The organism is Methylobacterium sp. Leaf99 (assembly GCF_001422375.1).
In the GTDB taxonomy this organism is placed as follows: domain Bacteria; phylum Pseudomonadota; class Alphaproteobacteria; order Rhizobiales; family Beijerinckiaceae; genus Methylobacterium.
This window is the reverse complement of record NZ_LMMU01000001.1, coordinates 1250034-1263989: the sequence shown is the minus strand read 5'-3', so window position 1 is coordinate 1263989 and position 13956 is coordinate 1250034. Positions and strand designations below refer to the sequence as shown.

18 protein-coding genes are annotated in these 13956 nt (G+C 69.8%); 10 read left to right on the top strand and 8 right to left on the bottom strand.

Annotated features, from left to right (window positions below):
• The first annotated feature begins 1 nt into the window (after nt 1).
• Both cysN and ASF28_RS05715 read left to right on the top strand, forming a co-directional pair.
• Nucleotides 2–1414, top strand: coding sequence for a sulfate adenylyltransferase subunit CysN (cysN, locus tag ASF28_RS05720; protein WP_056088800.1), 1413 nt, complete (start codon nt 2–4; stop codon nt 1412–1414).
• 138 nt (nt 1415–1552) lie between these two features.
• On the top strand, nt 1553–2242 hold the full coding sequence (locus ASF28_RS05715; protein ID WP_056088797.1) for a class I SAM-dependent methyltransferase: 690 nt from the start codon (nt 1553–1555) through the stop codon (nt 2240–2242).
• A 34-nt stretch (nt 2243–2276) separates the two neighbouring features.
• Here the strand turns inward: ASF28_RS05715 and ASF28_RS05710 are convergent, their stop codons facing one another.
• Nucleotides 2277–2582: a helix-turn-helix domain-containing protein gene (locus ASF28_RS05710; protein ID WP_147708413.1), complete on the bottom strand. Its 306-nt coding sequence runs from the start codon at nt 2580–2582 to the stop codon at nt 2277–2279.
• A gap of 96 nt (nt 2583–2678) precedes the next feature.
• Between ASF28_RS05710 and ASF28_RS05705 the strand changes: the two genes are divergently transcribed.
• The 3 genes from ASF28_RS05705 (at nt 2679) to ASF28_RS05695 (ending at nt 4935) form a co-directional block, all read left to right on the top strand.
• Nucleotides 2679–3881: a pyridoxal phosphate-dependent aminotransferase gene (locus ASF28_RS05705; protein ID WP_056088794.1), complete on the top strand. Its 1203-nt coding sequence runs from the start codon at nt 2679–2681 to the stop codon at nt 3879–3881.
• Nucleotides 3882–4332: 451 nt separating this feature from the next.
• The gene (locus tag ASF28_RS05700; protein WP_056088791.1) at nt 4333–4632 is read left to right on the top strand and encodes a hypothetical protein; all 300 of its coding nucleotides are present in this window, start codon (nt 4333–4335) and stop codon (nt 4630–4632) included.
• An 84-nt stretch (nt 4633–4716) separates the two neighbouring features.
• Nucleotides 4717–4935 (top strand): hypothetical protein, encoded by a 219-nt coding sequence (locus tag ASF28_RS05695; RefSeq protein WP_056088790.1) that lies wholly within the window; start codon nt 4717–4719, stop codon nt 4933–4935.
• Here ASF28_RS05695 and ASF28_RS05690 read toward each other — a convergent pair whose 3' ends face one another.
• Nucleotides 4936–5325, bottom strand: a complete 390-nt coding sequence (locus tag ASF28_RS05690; protein ID WP_056088784.1) for a hypothetical protein — start codon at nt 5323–5325, stop codon at nt 4936–4938. It abuts the gene before it with no gap.
• 390 nt (nt 5326–5715) lie between these two features.
• Between ASF28_RS05690 and ASF28_RS05685 the strand changes: the two genes are divergently transcribed.
• A complete protein-coding gene (locus ASF28_RS05685) occupies nt 5716–5925 on the top strand; it encodes a cold-shock protein (RefSeq protein WP_055956856.1) in 210 nt (69 codons plus the stop codon).
• Between the two features lie 189 nt (nt 5926–6114).
• Nucleotides 6115–6345 carry a hypothetical protein gene (locus ASF28_RS05680; RefSeq protein WP_056088781.1) on the top strand — a complete coding sequence of 77 codons (231 nt, stop codon included), beginning with the start codon at nt 6115–6117 and terminating at the stop codon, nt 6343–6345.
• A gap of 245 nt (nt 6346–6590) precedes the next feature.
• On the opposite strand, the gene ASF28_RS05675 is transcribed toward ASF28_RS05680, so the two are convergent.
• The 5 genes from ASF28_RS05675 to ASF28_RS05655 form a co-directional block, all read right to left on the bottom strand.
• Nucleotides 6591–7163 carry an NUDIX domain-containing protein gene (locus tag ASF28_RS05675; RefSeq protein ID WP_056088778.1) on the bottom strand — a complete coding sequence of 191 codons (573 nt, stop codon included), beginning with the start codon at nt 7161–7163 and terminating at the stop codon, nt 6591–6593.
• Nucleotides 7164–7265: 102 nt separating this feature from the next.
• Nucleotides 7266–7511, bottom strand: a complete 246-nt coding sequence (locus ASF28_RS05670) for a sulfurtransferase TusA family protein (RefSeq protein WP_056088775.1) — start codon at nt 7509–7511, stop codon at nt 7266–7268.
• 108 nt (nt 7512–7619) lie between these two features.
• Entirely contained in the window at nt 7620–8087 is a 468-nt protein-coding gene (locus ASF28_RS05665; RefSeq protein WP_056088772.1) for a hypothetical protein, read from the bottom strand.
• A 110-nt stretch (nt 8088–8197) separates the two neighbouring features.
• Nucleotides 8198–9565, bottom strand: a complete 1368-nt coding sequence (locus ASF28_RS05660) for a glutamate--cysteine ligase (protein ID WP_056088769.1) — start codon at nt 9563–9565, stop codon at nt 8198–8200.
• Between the two features lie 129 nt (nt 9566–9694).
• Nucleotides 9695–10447, bottom strand: coding sequence for a 16S rRNA (uracil(1498)-N(3))-methyltransferase (locus tag ASF28_RS05655; RefSeq protein ID WP_056088765.1), 753 nt, complete (start codon nt 10445–10447; stop codon nt 9695–9697).
• Between the two features lie 267 nt (nt 10448–10714).
• On the opposite strand from ASF28_RS05655, the gene ASF28_RS05650 reads away from it, so the two are divergent.
• Both ASF28_RS05650 and ubiA read left to right on the top strand, forming a co-directional pair.
• Nucleotides 10715–11182, top strand: a complete 468-nt coding sequence (locus ASF28_RS05650) for a hypothetical protein (RefSeq protein WP_056088762.1) — start codon at nt 10715–10717, stop codon at nt 11180–11182.
• 102 nt (nt 11183–11284) lie between these two features.
• Nucleotides 11285–12238: a 4-hydroxybenzoate octaprenyltransferase gene (gene ubiA / locus ASF28_RS05645; RefSeq protein WP_056088759.1), complete on the top strand. Its 954-nt coding sequence runs from the start codon at nt 11285–11287 to the stop codon at nt 12236–12238.
• A 3-nt stretch (nt 12239–12241) separates the two neighbouring features.
• Here ubiA and ASF28_RS05640 read toward each other — a convergent pair whose 3' ends face one another.
• Nucleotides 12242–12751, bottom strand: a complete 510-nt coding sequence (locus ASF28_RS05640) for a DUF6101 family protein (RefSeq protein ID WP_056088756.1) — start codon at nt 12749–12751, stop codon at nt 12242–12244.
• A 330-nt stretch (nt 12752–13081) separates the two neighbouring features.
• Between ASF28_RS05640 and ASF28_RS05635 the strand changes: the two genes are divergently transcribed.
• Complete coding sequence (locus ASF28_RS05635; RefSeq protein ID WP_157085379.1) at nt 13082–13921, top strand: 3'(2'),5'-bisphosphate nucleotidase CysQ; 840 nt, start codon at nt 13082–13084, stop codon at nt 13919–13921.
• Nucleotides 13922–13956: the final 35 nt, after the last annotated feature.

The following is a 13956-nucleotide window of genomic DNA, read 5'->3' as shown; positions in this document are numbered from 1 at the left end:
GATGACCATCCATCAATCGCCCGAGGCCTTCGGCTACGACAGCTTCCTTGCCGCCCATCAGAGCAAGGAGGTGCTGCGCTTCATCACCTGCGGTTCCGTGGACGACGGCAAATCGACCCTGATCGGCCGGCTCCTGCACGACACCAAGCAGATCTTCGACGATCAGGTGACGGCCCTCCAGCGCGATTCGCGCAAGCACGGCACGCAGGGCGCCGAGATCGATCTGGCCCTCCTCGTCGACGGCCTCCAGGCCGAGCGCGAGCAGGGCATCACCATCGACGTCGCCTACCGGTTCTTCTCCACCGACCGGCGCTCGTTCATCGTCGCCGACACGCCCGGTCACGAGCAGTACACCCGCAACATGGCCACCGGCGCCTCGACGGCGGATGTCGCCGTGATCCTGGTGGACGCCCGCCAGGGCCTGACCCGGCAAAGCCGCCGGCACGCGCTCCTCGTCTCGCTGCTCGGCATCCGGCGCGTGGTGCTCGCCATCAACAAGATGGATCTCGTCGGCTGGTCCGAGAGCAAGTTCGAGGGGATCGTCCAGGCGTTCGACGCCTTCGCGGCGCCGCTCGGCTTCACCGAGATCCGGGCGATCCCGCTCTCGGCCAAGAACGGCGACAACGTCGTTCTGCCGGGCGCGGCCGTGCCCTGGTACACGGGCACGCCCCTGCTCCAGTACCTCGAAGAGGTGCCGGTCCATCTCGAAGAGCAGGCGGCTCCATTCCGCATGGCGGTGCAGTGGGTCAACCGGCCGAATTCCGAGTTCCGGGGCTTTTCCGGCCTCATCGCCAGCGGTCGCGTCGCCCCCGGCGACAGCGTCGTCATCGCCCCGTCCGGCCGGACCTCCACCATCGCCCGCATCCACACCGCCGACGGCGACCTGCCCCACGCGGTGGAGGGCCAGTCCGTGACCCTGGTGCTGACCGACGAGGTCGATGCCTCGCGCGGCGCCGTCATCGCGGCGGCCTGGGCACCGATCCGCGTCACCGACACCATCGACGCCCGCCTGTTCTGGGCCGCCGAGACCGAACTCGCTGAGGGTGCGACCCTGCTCGCCAAGATCGGCACCGTCACGGTCAACGCCGTGGTCACCGCCATCCGCACGCGGATCGATCCCGAGACGGGGCAGGCCGAGCCGGTGACGCGGCTGGTGGCCAACGACATCGGCGACGTGGTCCTGACCCTCGACCGGCCCGTGCCGGTGGATGCCTATACGGACAACCGCGACACCGGCGGCTTCATCCTCATCGACCGCGAGACCACGGATACGGCGGCGTTGGGGCTGGTGCAGGCGGCATCCGCCGCGCCGAAGCCGGCCAAGGCGAACGTTGCCGAGGCCGAGGCCGCCAAGTCCGAGCCCGCCAAGTCCGGCGGCCTATTGTCCGGGATCAAGCGCCTGTTCGGCGGCTGACCCTTCGCGCCCCGCCTGCCATCGCGCCGCCGCTCCCCTGGGGGCGGCGGCGTTGTCGTAACCGCGGGTGACGGGCGCGACACCGATGTGCGACACGGCGGACCCCGTCGCCCATCAGAGGATCGGTTCGGACCAACAATGGCGAAATTCCACTTCGTGGAGGATTACGAGCGCTACGTCGCCGACCTGATCCGGCAGCATCCCATCGACACGGCCATGAGCCTGGCGGTGGGAGGTTCGTACGCGAGCGTCGGCGCCATCGAGTGCGAGATCCTGCTGCATGCGGGCCTGGAGCCCGGCATGGCGGTGGTCGATCTCGGCTGCGGCAGCGGACGCCTCGCAGTGGCCCTCGCCAACCGGATCGCGGTCGGCTATCTCGGCCTCGACGTGGTGTCGGCGCTGCTCGACTATGCCCGGACGAAGGCGCCGAAGGCCTACCGGTTCGTCCTCAACCGCGCCCTGTCCCTGCCCGTCGAGGCGGCGTCGGTGGATGTGCTGTGTGCCTTCAGCGTGTTCACCCACCTACTGCACGCCGAGACCTACCTCTACCTGGAAGACGCCCACCGGGCCCTGCGCCCCGGTGGCCGGGTGGTGCTGTCGTTCCTCGAATTCGCCATCCCCGATCATTGGGCGGTGTTCGACAGGACGATCCAGGCCCAGCGCGCCAGCACGGTGCCCCACCTCAACCAGTTCATCGAGCGCAATCAGATCATCGTCTGGTCGCAGCGCCTCGGCTATGCCGGGGTGAGCTTCATCGACGGCAACACCGCGCCCTGGCCTTCGGGCGAGCCGCTCGGGCAGTCCATCGCGATTCTCACCAAGGGGTGAAACTTCGAGCCCCTTGCAGTTCCCGACGTTGTCGTCAGGCCGGCTGAGCGTCTTCTGCAGACGCGCTGTCGAGACGGATATGTAACGTGGCACCCGTCGCGTCGGCGAAGCGGCGGAGCGAGGTTGTTGTGGAGGCGGATTTCCCACTCTCCCACCGCGCGACCATGGCCTGGGACGTGCCGATGCGCTGGGCGACCTCCGACTGGGAAAGATGCGCGCGGTGGCGGGCCTCGGCCATGGCAAACGCCAGATCCATCACCGGCGACACCGCGTCCCGCGCGGCCCGATAGTCCGGCTCGGCGTTCCACCGTTCGCGGACGACCTTGAAGGGAATCGCCATCACACCAAGCCTTTCGTCGTCGTAACCTTGCTCCGTTTGCGTGCCACGACTACGGTCCGGCCCGTCCGAAAACCGCAAAAATTCCGGAGTTCTCCCATGGGCTTTCTCGCCGACGCCCTGTCGCGTGTGAAACCGTCCGCGACCATCGCGATGACGCAGAAGGCGCGCGAGCTCAAAGCCGGCGGGATGGATGTCATCAGCCTGTCCGTGGGCGAGCCGGACTTCGACACGCCCCAGCACATCAAGGATGCGGCCGTCGCCGCCATCGCGCGCGGCGAGACCAAGTACACGCCCGTCTCCGGCATCGTGCCCCTGCGCGAGGCCATCGCCGCCAAGTTCAAGCGCGAGAACGGGCTGGACTACAAGGCGTCGCAGACCATCGTCGGCACCGGCGGCAAGCATGTGATCTACAATGCCCTGCTCGCGACCTTGAACCCCGGCGACGAGGTGGTGATCCCGCGCCCCTACTGGGTCTCGTATCCGGAGATGGTGGTCCTGTGCGGCGGCACGCCGGTCTTCGCCGAGACCACCATGGACCACGACTTCAAGCTCCAGCCCGAGGAGCTGGAGCGGGTGATCACTCCCAAGACCAAGTGGATCATCCTCAACTCGCCGTCGAACCCCTCGGGGGCGGCCTATGCGCGGGACGAGATGAAGCGGATCACCGACGTGCTCCTGCGCCATCCCCAGGTGTGGGTGCTCACCGACGACATGTACGAGCACCTCTGCTACGGCGATTTCGAATTCGTCACCCCGGCCCAGGTCGAGCCGAACCTCTACGAGCGCACGCTCACCATGAACGGCGTCTCGAAGGCCTACGCCATGACCGGCTGGCGCATCGGCTACGCTGCCGGCCCGGAAAAACTCATCAAGGCCATGGACTTCGTCCAGGGCCAGCAGACCTCGGGCGCCTGCTCGATCTCGCAATGGGCGGCGGTGGCGGCCCTCGACGGACCGCAGGCGCACCTCGCCGAGTTCCGCACGGCGTTCCAGGCGCGCCGCGACCTCGTGGTGTCGATGCTGAACCAGACCCAGGGGTTGAAGTGCCCGACGCCCGAGGGTGCGTTCTACGTCTATCCCTCCTGCGCCGAGGCCATCGGGCGCCGGGCGCCGTCCGGCAAGGTCATCGCGACCGACGAGGATTTCGTGGTCGAGCTGCTCCAGGCCGAGGGCGTGGCCGCCGTCCACGGTTCGGCCTTCGGCCTCGGCCCGAACCTGCGCATCTCCTACGCCACCTCGAACGCCGCCCTGGAAGAGGCGTGCACCCGCATCCAGCGCTTCTGCGGCTCCCTGCGCTGAGGGCACCCGGGATCGCCCCGGCGTCGCGGCCGCCGCGGCTTGCGGTCCTGCGGCGCGGGGGCGGATTGCCGGCTCCCGGTCCGGCGCCTACATCGACGGTCCCTGCTGCCGATGTGTCCGATGGTCTCGCGAACCCGCTCGGACTTCGCATGGTGACGGGGTCTGTCGTGACGGGGTGGTGCGGACCAGTTCTCTGCGCCGTTCCTGTGAGGCCTAGTGGGCCGGGTCGCGACAGGCGTGTCACGGGCGCGGGGAACAGGAACCGTCGCCGTGGCGCAAGGCCCACCCTTCGTCGAGGCCCGCCCTCTTAACGGATCGAGGACGGACGATGGCCCAATCCGGGACGGTAGCTCATCCAGCCCGGGTTCGTTCCCTTAACGATCCTGGGTGAGAGTGGGGCAAGGCCGGGGAACCGGTCGCGTGCCACCGCGTAGTTTCGGGCCCGACCTCAATGAGACGCCTTCTCACCGGTGGCATCAAGGCGATCCTCGCCATCGCCGCCCTCTCCACCGCCGCGCACTGGACCATGCGCCTGCAACGGGATCCCGCGCCCGCACCCCGGCCCGTGGCCGCGATCCCCGATCCGGTGACCACCGGGTCCATCGATGCGCGAAAGCCCGTCCTGGCCCCGGCCGCCGACGTGACGCGCGGCCTCGACCAGCGCCGCCTGTCGGAGCTGTTCGCCGGCACGGCACCCGAAAAGGCCAAGGTCCAGAAGGCCGAGGTCCAGAAGGCCGCCGTGAAGCGCTGAGGCGCTTCGGGACGTCGCCGAGTCTCGGAACCCTCCCCAGGGGGCATGTGTTGGTCAGCACAGCCCCACCCGAGGAGATTCCGCATGGCCAACCCCGGCCTACCGATCCCCGAACCGTTGCCCGGTGGCATTCCCGGCGATCTGCCGGTGCCTCCGCCGCCCGACGAACAGCCGGATATCGGCCCCACCGGTCCCCGCACGCCGTATCCGGTCAATGATCCGGGCATCGACGAGCCCACCGGTCCCGGCTCCGAGCCGGATTATCTGCCGGGCGGCCCCACCGATCCCGGCGTCCGCATGTAGTTAGTGATCTCCGTGCGACGCGCGAACGTCGCGCGGCGCACTCAGGATTTCGGAGAGGCTCGTCACCACGTGGCGGGCCTCTTCGTCCGTCAGGCGCAGCTGGAACGGCGGCAGCGCCCCGGCCTGAAGGGCGACCACGGCCTGGCCCTGCTCGTCGGTGCCGACCTCGATGGCCGAGGAGGTCACGTCGAGCATGGCCATGTCCTCGTCGTTCATGTCCTCAGGGCCATCGGTGTCGTCCGGCTCGTCGATGGCCGTGAGGAGGTGGCCGACCGCCCGCACCAGGGCGCGGGCGGCGCGCGCATCCATCACCACTGCCGTCGCCTGATCGTCCTTCTGGAAGGAGAGCTGGATGTTCGCACCTTCGAGGGAAACCGAAATGCCCGCCATGAACCGCCTAACCGCATCGCCACCGAACGGCCCACGCAAACCCCGGTCCGCGACAGATCTCCCACGGGCGAGGCGGGACGCGACGGAGGTGTCCGTGGGCGGCTCTAACTGCCTGGACCCGAACTCTTATATGCACCGGGACGCACCGGAATCCCAGCGGTCGGCGGCATTGCCGCAGGCCGCCCGAGCGCGCCGGGGACCCGTCCTGCCTTGTTGCGGCCGCAGGAACCGACTACATATCATCTCAGCGGGTATCGGTGAGCCGGGCGCTTGTAAGACCAAGCGTTTCACGTCCTGCTGATCCCCGTCAGGACGTTTTACGAAGAGGATTTGCGGTTTCATGTCCCTGGACATGGGCCGTCGATCGACGAACGATACGAGGATCTATACGTGAATACCGGCACTGTTAAGTGGTTCAACGAGACCAAGGGCTACGGCTTCATTCAGCCTGACGATGGCGGCAAGGACGTTTTCGTCCACATCTCTGCCGTCGAGCGTGCAGGCATGCGCAACCTCATCGAGGGCCAGAAGATCTCCTACGAGATCCAGACGGACAAGCGCAGCGGCAAGGACTCGGCTGGCAACCTCCAGGCGGCCTGACGCCCTCGGCGCCAGCCCTCAGGGCTGGCGTCACCAACGGTTCTCGCGAGAACCCTTCACCGCCGACCATCGATGACCGTTCCGGGAAGGAACGCCGCATCGATCCGGCTTCCCGCCACATCAAGCGACGCTACCGGACCCGCAAGGGGTCCCGCACATCACGACACCTGAAAGTACACAAGAAAACACATGTTGTTCGAATACACCCGACGCCGCAGCGTCCGTTCGCCCGTCACCGACGCGGCGACCTTCCGGGTGGATCGTCTCAAGCAGTCCGCGACGCGCGGTACGAAGACGACCGACCTGAGCCATCTCATCGACACCTCCTACAACTACCATTCGCCCCGCGAACTGCGCTGGCACCTCGCCGAGCGTTTCGGAATGGCCCCCGAGGCCGTGGCCCTCCGCGAGCACGCGTAAGCGTCCGGCACGCCCTCCGAAGGCGCGGCTCGTTTCGCGGGCCATGCCCCGATCCGCTCCGCGCTCCGGTTCGTCACCCGACGGGCGCGTCTTCCCATCCCCGATGGCATTCCCTGCATCGCCGCCGGTCTCCCTCGGAGACCGCGCGGCTTTCGGCATGCGATCAACCACGACGGTACTCCGTTTCCCGTCGCGGGGAGGCGCAACGAATCACTACGCAACGACGTAGGACGTCGGCGCCCGCCTTAGGACGCTGCGAACAGCTCGGGATGGCGCAGGCGCAGGGCGTAGACGAGAAGCAGCGTCTTGATGTCGGTGATGGCGCCGGTGTCGCTCATGATCGCCAGGGTCGCGAGCGGCATCTCGTGCACGGTGATGTTCTCGTGCTCGGCATCCAGGCCGCCGCCGGGGCCGGAGCGGTCGTCGGTGCCGTAGGGAGCCAGGAACAGGTCCATCTGCTCCGTCGAGATGCCCGGCATGCTCCAGCCGCAGGTGATCCGCTCCAGGGCACCGAGGCGGACGCCCACCTCTTCGTAGGCTTCCCGCCGCGCCCCTTCCTCGGGATCGGCCTCGTCGAGGAGGCCGGCTGGAACCTCGAGGACGGATTCGGTCCCGGCGGCGTAGAGGGCGGCGGGCCGGAACTGCTCCACCAGGAGGGCGACGCCGCGGGCCGGATCGTAGGGCAGCACCGCCACCGCCCGACCGTGATCCTCGATCTCGCGGGCCAGACGCGTCCCGTCCGGCATCGTCACCTCGGCAACGAGAAACCGGCTCCAACCGTCATGCAGGATCCGCGTGCCACGGATGACTGGCGCCATGCTTTTTCCCCACTCGCCGTCCGGACAGGAACGGCCGACGCGGGGGCCTTACCAGCGCGTTGTCGCACGATTGAGGCAGGGATTCGTGAGGCAACGCTCGCCTCAGCGCGGCATACGCCGGATGACGAAGCGGATCGCGCCGTCCCGACGTTCCTGGCCGAGGAGCGAATCGCCCTCGCTGCGCACGAGGTGCGGAATGTCGATGGCCGCGAGGGGGTCCGTGCTCAGGACCGCCAGAGTCGCGCCGGGGAGCAGGCCGCCGAGGGCCTTGCGCGTGCGCAGGACCGGCAGCGGACACTTGAGGCCCGAGAGATCGAGCTCGGTGACGTCGGAGCGTTCGGCGGACATGGACTTTCGTAATGGAGTCACGGCGCAAAAAACCCGCCGGCGGCGCGGGGCCATCGACGGGTCTTATCAGGGTCGAGGCCCGGTGACACACACCGGGCCGTCCGAACCTCAGTAGCCGTAACCGTAGGCGGGGTATCCGTAGGCCGGCGCGTAACCGTAGGCGGGGGCGGCGTAGCCGTAGGCCGGGGCGTAGCCGTAGCCATAGGCGGGGGCGCCGTAGCCGTAGCCGGCGCCGACGTAACCGCGGTCGTAGTAGCCGTAGCGGGGCGCCTGACTCGCCGCGATGGCGCCGCCGATGATGCCGAGGGCGGCACCCGCCGCCAGGGCGCCGCCGATGCCGGGGCCGCGACGGTGGCCGCCGTAATAGCCGCGGCCATACCCACGGCCGTAGCCGGCGCCGTAATAGCCGCCGCCGTAGCCGCCGCGCCAGCGGACGTTCTCGACGCCCGCCCGCTCACCGGCGATCTGGCCGGCGTTCAGGGCCGGGAACGGGGCCGCTTGGGCAGCCGTGAACGAGCCGGCGGACAGGCCGATGGCTGTGGTGCCGGCGAGGGCGAGGGACAGAATGCGCGACATGCGAGACTTCTCCGTCTGGCGATCCAATGTGCCTATGAACGGCATCGCGCCTGAACCGTTCCCGAACGAACACAGTCAAGCCTGCACGCTCCCGTGAGGCGACGGCTGGTTCAGAAGACGCACTCGGTGAAGGCGGGCTCGACGGAACGCTGCCAGCGGCCTTCGTAGGCGGCGAGATGCACCTCCGCCTGCGAGCGACCGGCGGCGACGATGGCCTCGAGGGGCTGGAGGTGGCGGGTCTCGTCCTGCCCCTGCGCGTCGCGGCGGCCCCGGGCCGCGAGGCCGGAGCGCGCCACGGCCAGGGCCTCGGCGGCCACCGCCCCGAGGGGTCGGCCACCGATGCGGGCGGCGAGGCCGAGGCGCGGCACCGTGGCGCGCAGGCACTCGCGGTCGGCGTCGGTCCAGCCCTTGGCGATGTCCCAGGCGGCGGCCAGGGCCGCGTCGTCGTAGAGCAGCCCGACCCAGAACGCGGCCTGGGCGGCGATCATCTCCGGACCGCCGACGTCGGCGCCGCGCATCTCGAGGAAGCGCTTGAGCCGGACCTCGGGAAACGCCGTGGAGGCGTGGTTCGCCCAGTCCGACACCGTGGCGCGCTCGCCCGGCAGGGCGGACAGCGTGCCGGCCATCAGATCGCGAAAGGAGGCGCCGGAGACGTCGTGATAGGTCTCGCCGCGCTTGACGAAGTACATCGGCATGTCGAGCAGCCAGTCGGCATAGGCCTCGTAGCCGAAGCCCGGCGCGAAGGCGCGGGGCAGCATGCCGGTGCGGTCGGGATCGGTGTCGCGCCAGATCTCCGAGCGGCGCGACAGGAAACCGTTGGGCCGCCCGTCGGTGAAGGCCGAGTTGGCGAAGAGCGCCGTGGCCACGGGCTGGAGCGCCAGGGCGACGCGCATCTTGGCGACCATGTCGGCCTCCGAGGCGAAGTCGAGGTTCACCTGCACGGTGGCCGTGCGCAGCATCATGTCGAGGCCCAGCGTCCCGACCTTCGGCATGTAGCCGGCCATGATCTTGTAGCGGCTCTTCGGCATCACGGGGGTTTCCTCGCGGGTCCATTTCGGACTCATGCCGAGGTCGAGGAAGCCGATGCCGAGGGGCTCGGCCACGCGCTTGACCGCATCGAGATGCGTGCGCAACTCGGCTTCCGTGGCGTGGACGTCGGCGAGCGGCGCGCCGGAGAGCTCGAACTGCCCACCCGGCTCCAACGAGATGGCACCGCCCTCCTGGCCGGCCAGACCGATGAGGTGGCCCGCATCCTCGATGGCCTCCCAGCCGGTCTCGCGGCCGAGACCTTCGAGGAGGGCCTGGATGCCGGCCTCTCCGGCATACGGAACCGGCCGGTTGCCGTTGCGGTAGAACGGCACCTTCTCGTGCTCGGTGCCGATGGCGAAGCGCGCGCGCGGTTTCTCGCCCTCGGCGAACCACGCGATCAGTTCGTCCCGCGTCGTCAGCGGCGTCGTGTCGGACGTATCGCGCGCCATGCGCTGGCCTCGTGGTGAAATCGTTCGGGTGAGAGGCAGGCCCGACCTCGGGTCGCGGAAGCCCCATCGGGATGCCGCCTCCTTAGTCCACGCCCGCTGTGCGAACAACGGACGCGACGGCGCGCCGTGTCAGCGTGTGTCCCCGAGCACCGACTGCACCAGGGCGAGCACCACGACGGCCGCCGTGTCGGCCCGCAGGATGCGGGGTCCAAGGGACAGGGCAACGGTGTTGGGCCGGCCTAAGATCAGGGCGCGTTCTTCCGGCGCGAAGCCGCCCTCGGGGCCCACCAGCACGGCCAGGGGCGGGGCGGCGGCGGGGTCGGCCGCTCCCCGCAGGGCGGCGATGGGATCGGACAGGGGGGCGTCCTCGTCGCAGAACACTAGCAGGCGCTCCGGCGCGAGATCGGCCAGTGCGGCGGGCAGCCGCACGGCGTCCGGAAACTCCGGCAGGGCGAGGATGCCGCACTGCTCGGCCGCCTCGATGGCGTTGGCGCGCAGGCGCTCGACGTTGAGCTTCTCGCCCTGCGTGCGCCGGGTGAAGACCGGCCGGATGGTACCGGCCCCCATCTCCACGGCCTTCTGGGCGAGGTAGTCGAGGCGCGCGCTCTTGAGGGGGGCGAACAGGTAATGCAGGTCGGCCCGTGGCGTCTGGGCGCGGGTCCGCTCGCGGACCACGAGATCGGCGCTCTTGCGGCCACTCTGCGCCAGGGTGGCGCGCCACTCGCCGTCGCGGCCGTTGAACAGGAGCACCGGGTCGTCCGGGCCCCGGCGCAGGACGTTGAGGAGATAGTTCGCCTGCGCCCGGTCGAGGGGCAGGACCGCGTCCGGCGCGAGGTCGGCCTCGACGTGGAGACGGGGGGCGGTAAAATCGTAGGCGGCCATGGCGGCGGTGGTCGCGTGGCGCTCGACCGCTGTCAACGCGCGGTTTGTTGCGGGAAGAGCACAGGCGCGATCTTTACGAAGTTTGCCCACGCCCGATCGAACAGGCCGGTTTGCGACTCGAATAGCGCCACATTCCTATGGCGAAACACGAATCGGGGTCGAAGCGCGCGGATCGCGCCACGTCCCGCAGCGGATCGGGCCATCGCGTCGGCGGTCAGGGGCAGAGCTCCCGCCGGGGCGTCGGGGAGACTCAAGGGAAGTCAGAGCATGTCGTTCAAGATCATCGCGACGGTCGCCGTCGCCCTCGCCGGCCCCCTGCTCGTCGCGGCTCCGGCGTTTGCCCAGAGCGTCGAGTGCGGCGAGATCCAGAAGACCCTCCAGGCGCGCAAGGACCTCGTGGCCAAGGCCAATTCCGCCTCGAACTCGAAGAAGAAGATGACCCCGCAGGAGGCCTGCGCCCTGTTCGGCAGGCTCCAGACCAACGGCTCCGAGGGGATGAAGTGGATCACCGCCAACAAGGAGTGGTGCTCGATCCCGGATTCCTTCGCCGAGGGCTTCAAGGCCGATCACCTCAAGGTCGGCGGCATCCGCACCAAGATCTGCGGCATCGCCGCCCAGGCCGCCAAGATGGAAGCCCAGGGCCGTGCCCAGGCTCAGAACGGCGGCGGCGGCGGTGGCCTCCTCGGCGGCCCCGGCCTCACCGGCGCGATGAAGATGCCCCAGGGCGCGCTCTGACCGCGCGATTCCGGACCGTGCGATCCCGACGGCTTGTGTCGCCGGGGCAATGCCCGCCATACGCCGCGGGATGAACCGCTCCCGTCACGCCGCCGGTCCCGCATGCGCGTGACCGTCCCCCCGTCCGAGCGCCCCGTCGCCGATGCGGTCGCCGGCCACTGGGTCGACCGATGGGCGCCGCGGCGCACCCGCCCCTACCTGCGCCTCGCCCGCATCGACCGGCCCATTGGCTGGTGGCTGCTGCTGCTGCCGTGCTGGTGGTCGGCGGCTCTGGCCGCCATCGCGTCGGGTGCGGCGTTCCCGAACCCGGTCCATCTCGCCCTGTTCCTCGTCGGCGCCGTGGCCATGCGCGGGGCGGGCTCGACCTATAACGACATCGCCGACCGCGACCTCGACGCGCAGGTCGAACGCACCCGCTCGCGCCCGCTTCCCTCGGGGCAGGTACGCGCCCGCCACGCGGCGGTGTTCCTGGTCGCCCAGACCTTCGTTGGGCTCCTCGTGCTGCTGCAGTTCAACGCCGACGCCATCGTGGTCGGGATCGCGTCCCTCGCGCCCGTGGCGATCTACCCGTTCATGAAGCGCGTGATGCCGATGCCGCAGCTCGTGCTCGGTCTCGCCTTCGCCTGGGGCGCGCTGATGGGGTGGGTCGCCGTGTTCGGCCGCCTCGATGCCCCGGCCTGGCTGCTCTACGCCGGCACCATCGCGTGGGTGGTGGGCTACGACACGATCTACGCCGTGCAGGACATCGAGGACGACGCCATCGCGGGCATCCGCTCCTCAGCGCGCACCTTCGGACCGCGCCTGAAGGTCGCCATCGGCGCCTGCTACGCCGCCGCCGCCGGGCTCGTGGGCCTCGCCGCCTGGAGCGCGGGCGCGGGCGTGGTCGGTCTGTTCGGCGTCGCCGGGTTCGCCGCCCATCTCGGATGGCAGACCGTCCGCCTCGAGGCGGGGGACGGGCGCGGCGCCCTCAGGCTGTTTCGATCGAACCGCGACGCGGGCCTGATTCTGTTCGCGGGGCTCGCCCTCGACGCCGCCCTGCGGGTCTGGACGGCGTAATCCTCAGCAGACGCCGCCGCAGGCGATCTCGCTCTCGCCGCGATGGATCAGGGGACGCACGGGCAGGGAGCCGGTCTTGCGGCGCACGAGGAAGCGCGGGCGGCGGCCGGAGAGCAGGCCGTGGCGGCGGCGGGTGCGGGTGAGGCCGAGCGCCACGGGGCCGAGCTGGCGCGAGACCGCGGCGAGGCCGCCATCCTCCTTCACGATCATCCGGGCGAGGCCGGACGTGTCCGCCACGTCGCGCCACAGGGCCACGACCTCGTCCTCGCAGAACGGGCCGAGGCGGCTGATGACGACGGCGTCCGCACCGACGAGGAGCAGGTCGAACCGATCCTCGCCGCACGCGTCGGAGGCGTCGTCCGAGAACGCCAGGGCGATGCCCGTGGGCCGGACGGTGCCGGTACGGCCGATCACCGGCAGGCGGGCGGCGACGAAGGCCGGCATCGTCGGGAGCGTGTCGTCCTGGCCCGTGGCATCGGCCGAGGCGCGGTTCGTGTTTGCGAAAGTGTTCATCACCGGGGCACCCTGTCGGTGGCAACGGCCTCTGTCGGACCGTCCGTCTATGACAAGCAGAATTGCGTCTAACCTCCTCCAACCACCTTAAGAGTGAGCGTTAAGCGAATATGGACGCGCCCCTCTTGCCAAGAATGCTCAACGGTTCCTTGCGTCGATGTTCGGGATCCGAGCGTATCGACCTCTGCGCGGCAATCCTTGTGGCGACCGGACGAGCACCTTAGAGTGACTTCGACGACGGATGCACGGCGCATCGCCACGCCGCCCGGCATCTTCCGTGCTTCGTCCCCAGCCTCGTCCCCCGCCCGAACCCGATCCGACTGGAGCCGCATGCCCGCCACGATGACACCGGATGCGGCCCAAGCTCACGCTCAGGCCCTTGTGCCGGCCCTGCGCGAGGCGATCCGCGAGGCCGCCGGTCTCGCCTTGCCGTTCTACCGGGCGGGCGAGCAGACCGGCGCGCGGATCTGGTCGAAGGCCGGCGGCTCGCCGGTGACGGAGGCCGATGTCGCCGTCGACACCTTCCTCAAGATCCGCCTGAGCGCCCTGCTGCCGGCGGCGGCGTGGCTCTCGGAAGAGACGGCCGACGATGCCCTGCGCCTGAAGGCCGACCTCGTCTGGATCGTCGATCCCATCGACGGGACGCGCGCCTTCCTCACCGGGCACCCGGACTGGTCGATCTCCGTGGCGCTGCTGTCCGGCGGCCAGCCGGTGCTCGGCTTCGTCCACGCGCCGGTGAGCGGGCATTTCTACGAGGCGGTTGCCGGCTTCGGGGCGACCCGGAACGGCGAGCCCATCCGCGCCTCGGCGCAGGCGACCTTGGCGGGGGCGCGGGTGACGGGCCCGAAGCCGATGATGGACAGGCTCGCGCGCGGCGGCGCCCGGGACGGGGTGAAGCCGGACTTCGTCGTGGTCGAGCGGGTGCCGTCCCTGGCCCTGCGCGTTGCCCGCGTCGCCGACGGTTCCATCGATGTCGGACTCGTCTCGTCGGATGCCCGCGACTGGGATCTGGCCGGCGCCGACCTGCTCCTGCGCGAGGCCGGCGGCTCGGTGAGCGACCTCTCGGGCCGCCCCACCACCTACAACCGCACGGACCCCGTCCACGGCTCGCTCATCGCCCTGCCGGACGGTTTGCGGGCGCAGACGGTGGACGCCCTGGAACGCGGCTGAGGGCTCATGCCAACTCCGGTTGATCCCTTCGGGAT

Excerpts from the sequence above, each read along its gene's own strand:
- ASF28_RS05680 (WP_056088781.1), top strand. The coding sequence starts at position 6,115 with ATGTTGTTCGAATACACCCGACGCCGCAGCGTCCGTTCGCCCGTCACC.
- ASF28_RS05710 (WP_147708413.1), bottom strand. The coding sequence starts at position 2,582 with ATGGCGATTCCCTTCAAGGTCGTCCGCGAACGGTGGAACGCCGAGCCG.
- ASF28_RS05670 (WP_056088775.1), bottom strand. The coding sequence starts at position 7,511 with ATGTCCGCCGAACGCTCCGACGTCACCGAGCTCGATCTCTCGGGCCTC.
- ASF28_RS05675 (WP_056088778.1), bottom strand. The coding sequence starts at position 7,163 with ATGGCGCCAGTCATCCGTGGCACGCGGATCCTGCATGACGGTTGGAGC.
- cysN (WP_056088800.1), top strand. The coding sequence starts at position 2 with ATGACCATCCATCAATCGCCCGAGGCCTTCGGCTACGACAGCTTCCTT.
- ASF28_RS05650 (WP_056088762.1), top strand. The coding sequence starts at position 10,715 with ATGTCGTTCAAGATCATCGCGACGGTCGCCGTCGCCCTCGCCGGCCCC.
- ASF28_RS05715 (WP_056088797.1), top strand. The coding sequence starts at position 1,553 with ATGGCGAAATTCCACTTCGTGGAGGATTACGAGCGCTACGTCGCCGAC.
- ASF28_RS05640 (WP_056088756.1), bottom strand. The coding sequence starts at position 12,751 with ATGAACACTTTCGCAAACACGAACCGCGCCTCGGCCGATGCCACGGGC.
- ASF28_RS05660 (WP_056088769.1), bottom strand. The coding sequence starts at position 9,565 with ATGGCGCGCGATACGTCCGACACGACGCCGCTGACGACGCGGGACGAA.
- ASF28_RS05700 (WP_056088791.1), top strand. The coding sequence starts at position 4,333 with ATGAGACGCCTTCTCACCGGTGGCATCAAGGCGATCCTCGCCATCGCC.
- ASF28_RS05635 (WP_157085379.1), top strand. The coding sequence starts at position 13,082 with ATGCCCGCCACGATGACACCGGATGCGGCCCAAGCTCACGCTCAGGCC.
- ASF28_RS05705 (WP_056088794.1), top strand. The coding sequence starts at position 2,679 with ATGGGCTTTCTCGCCGACGCCCTGTCGCGTGTGAAACCGTCCGCGACC.
- ASF28_RS05690 (WP_056088784.1), bottom strand. The coding sequence starts at position 5,325 with ATGGCGGGCATTTCGGTTTCCCTCGAAGGTGCGAACATCCAGCTCTCC.
- ASF28_RS05665 (WP_056088772.1), bottom strand. The coding sequence starts at position 8,087 with ATGTCGCGCATTCTGTCCCTCGCCCTCGCCGGCACCACAGCCATCGGC.
- ubiA (WP_056088759.1), top strand. The coding sequence starts at position 11,285 with ATGCGCGTGACCGTCCCCCCGTCCGAGCGCCCCGTCGCCGATGCGGTC.
- ASF28_RS05655 (WP_056088765.1), bottom strand. The coding sequence starts at position 10,447 with ATGGCCGCCTACGATTTTACCGCCCCCCGTCTCCACGTCGAGGCCGAC.
- ASF28_RS05695 (WP_056088790.1), top strand. The coding sequence starts at position 4,717 with ATGGCCAACCCCGGCCTACCGATCCCCGAACCGTTGCCCGGTGGCATT.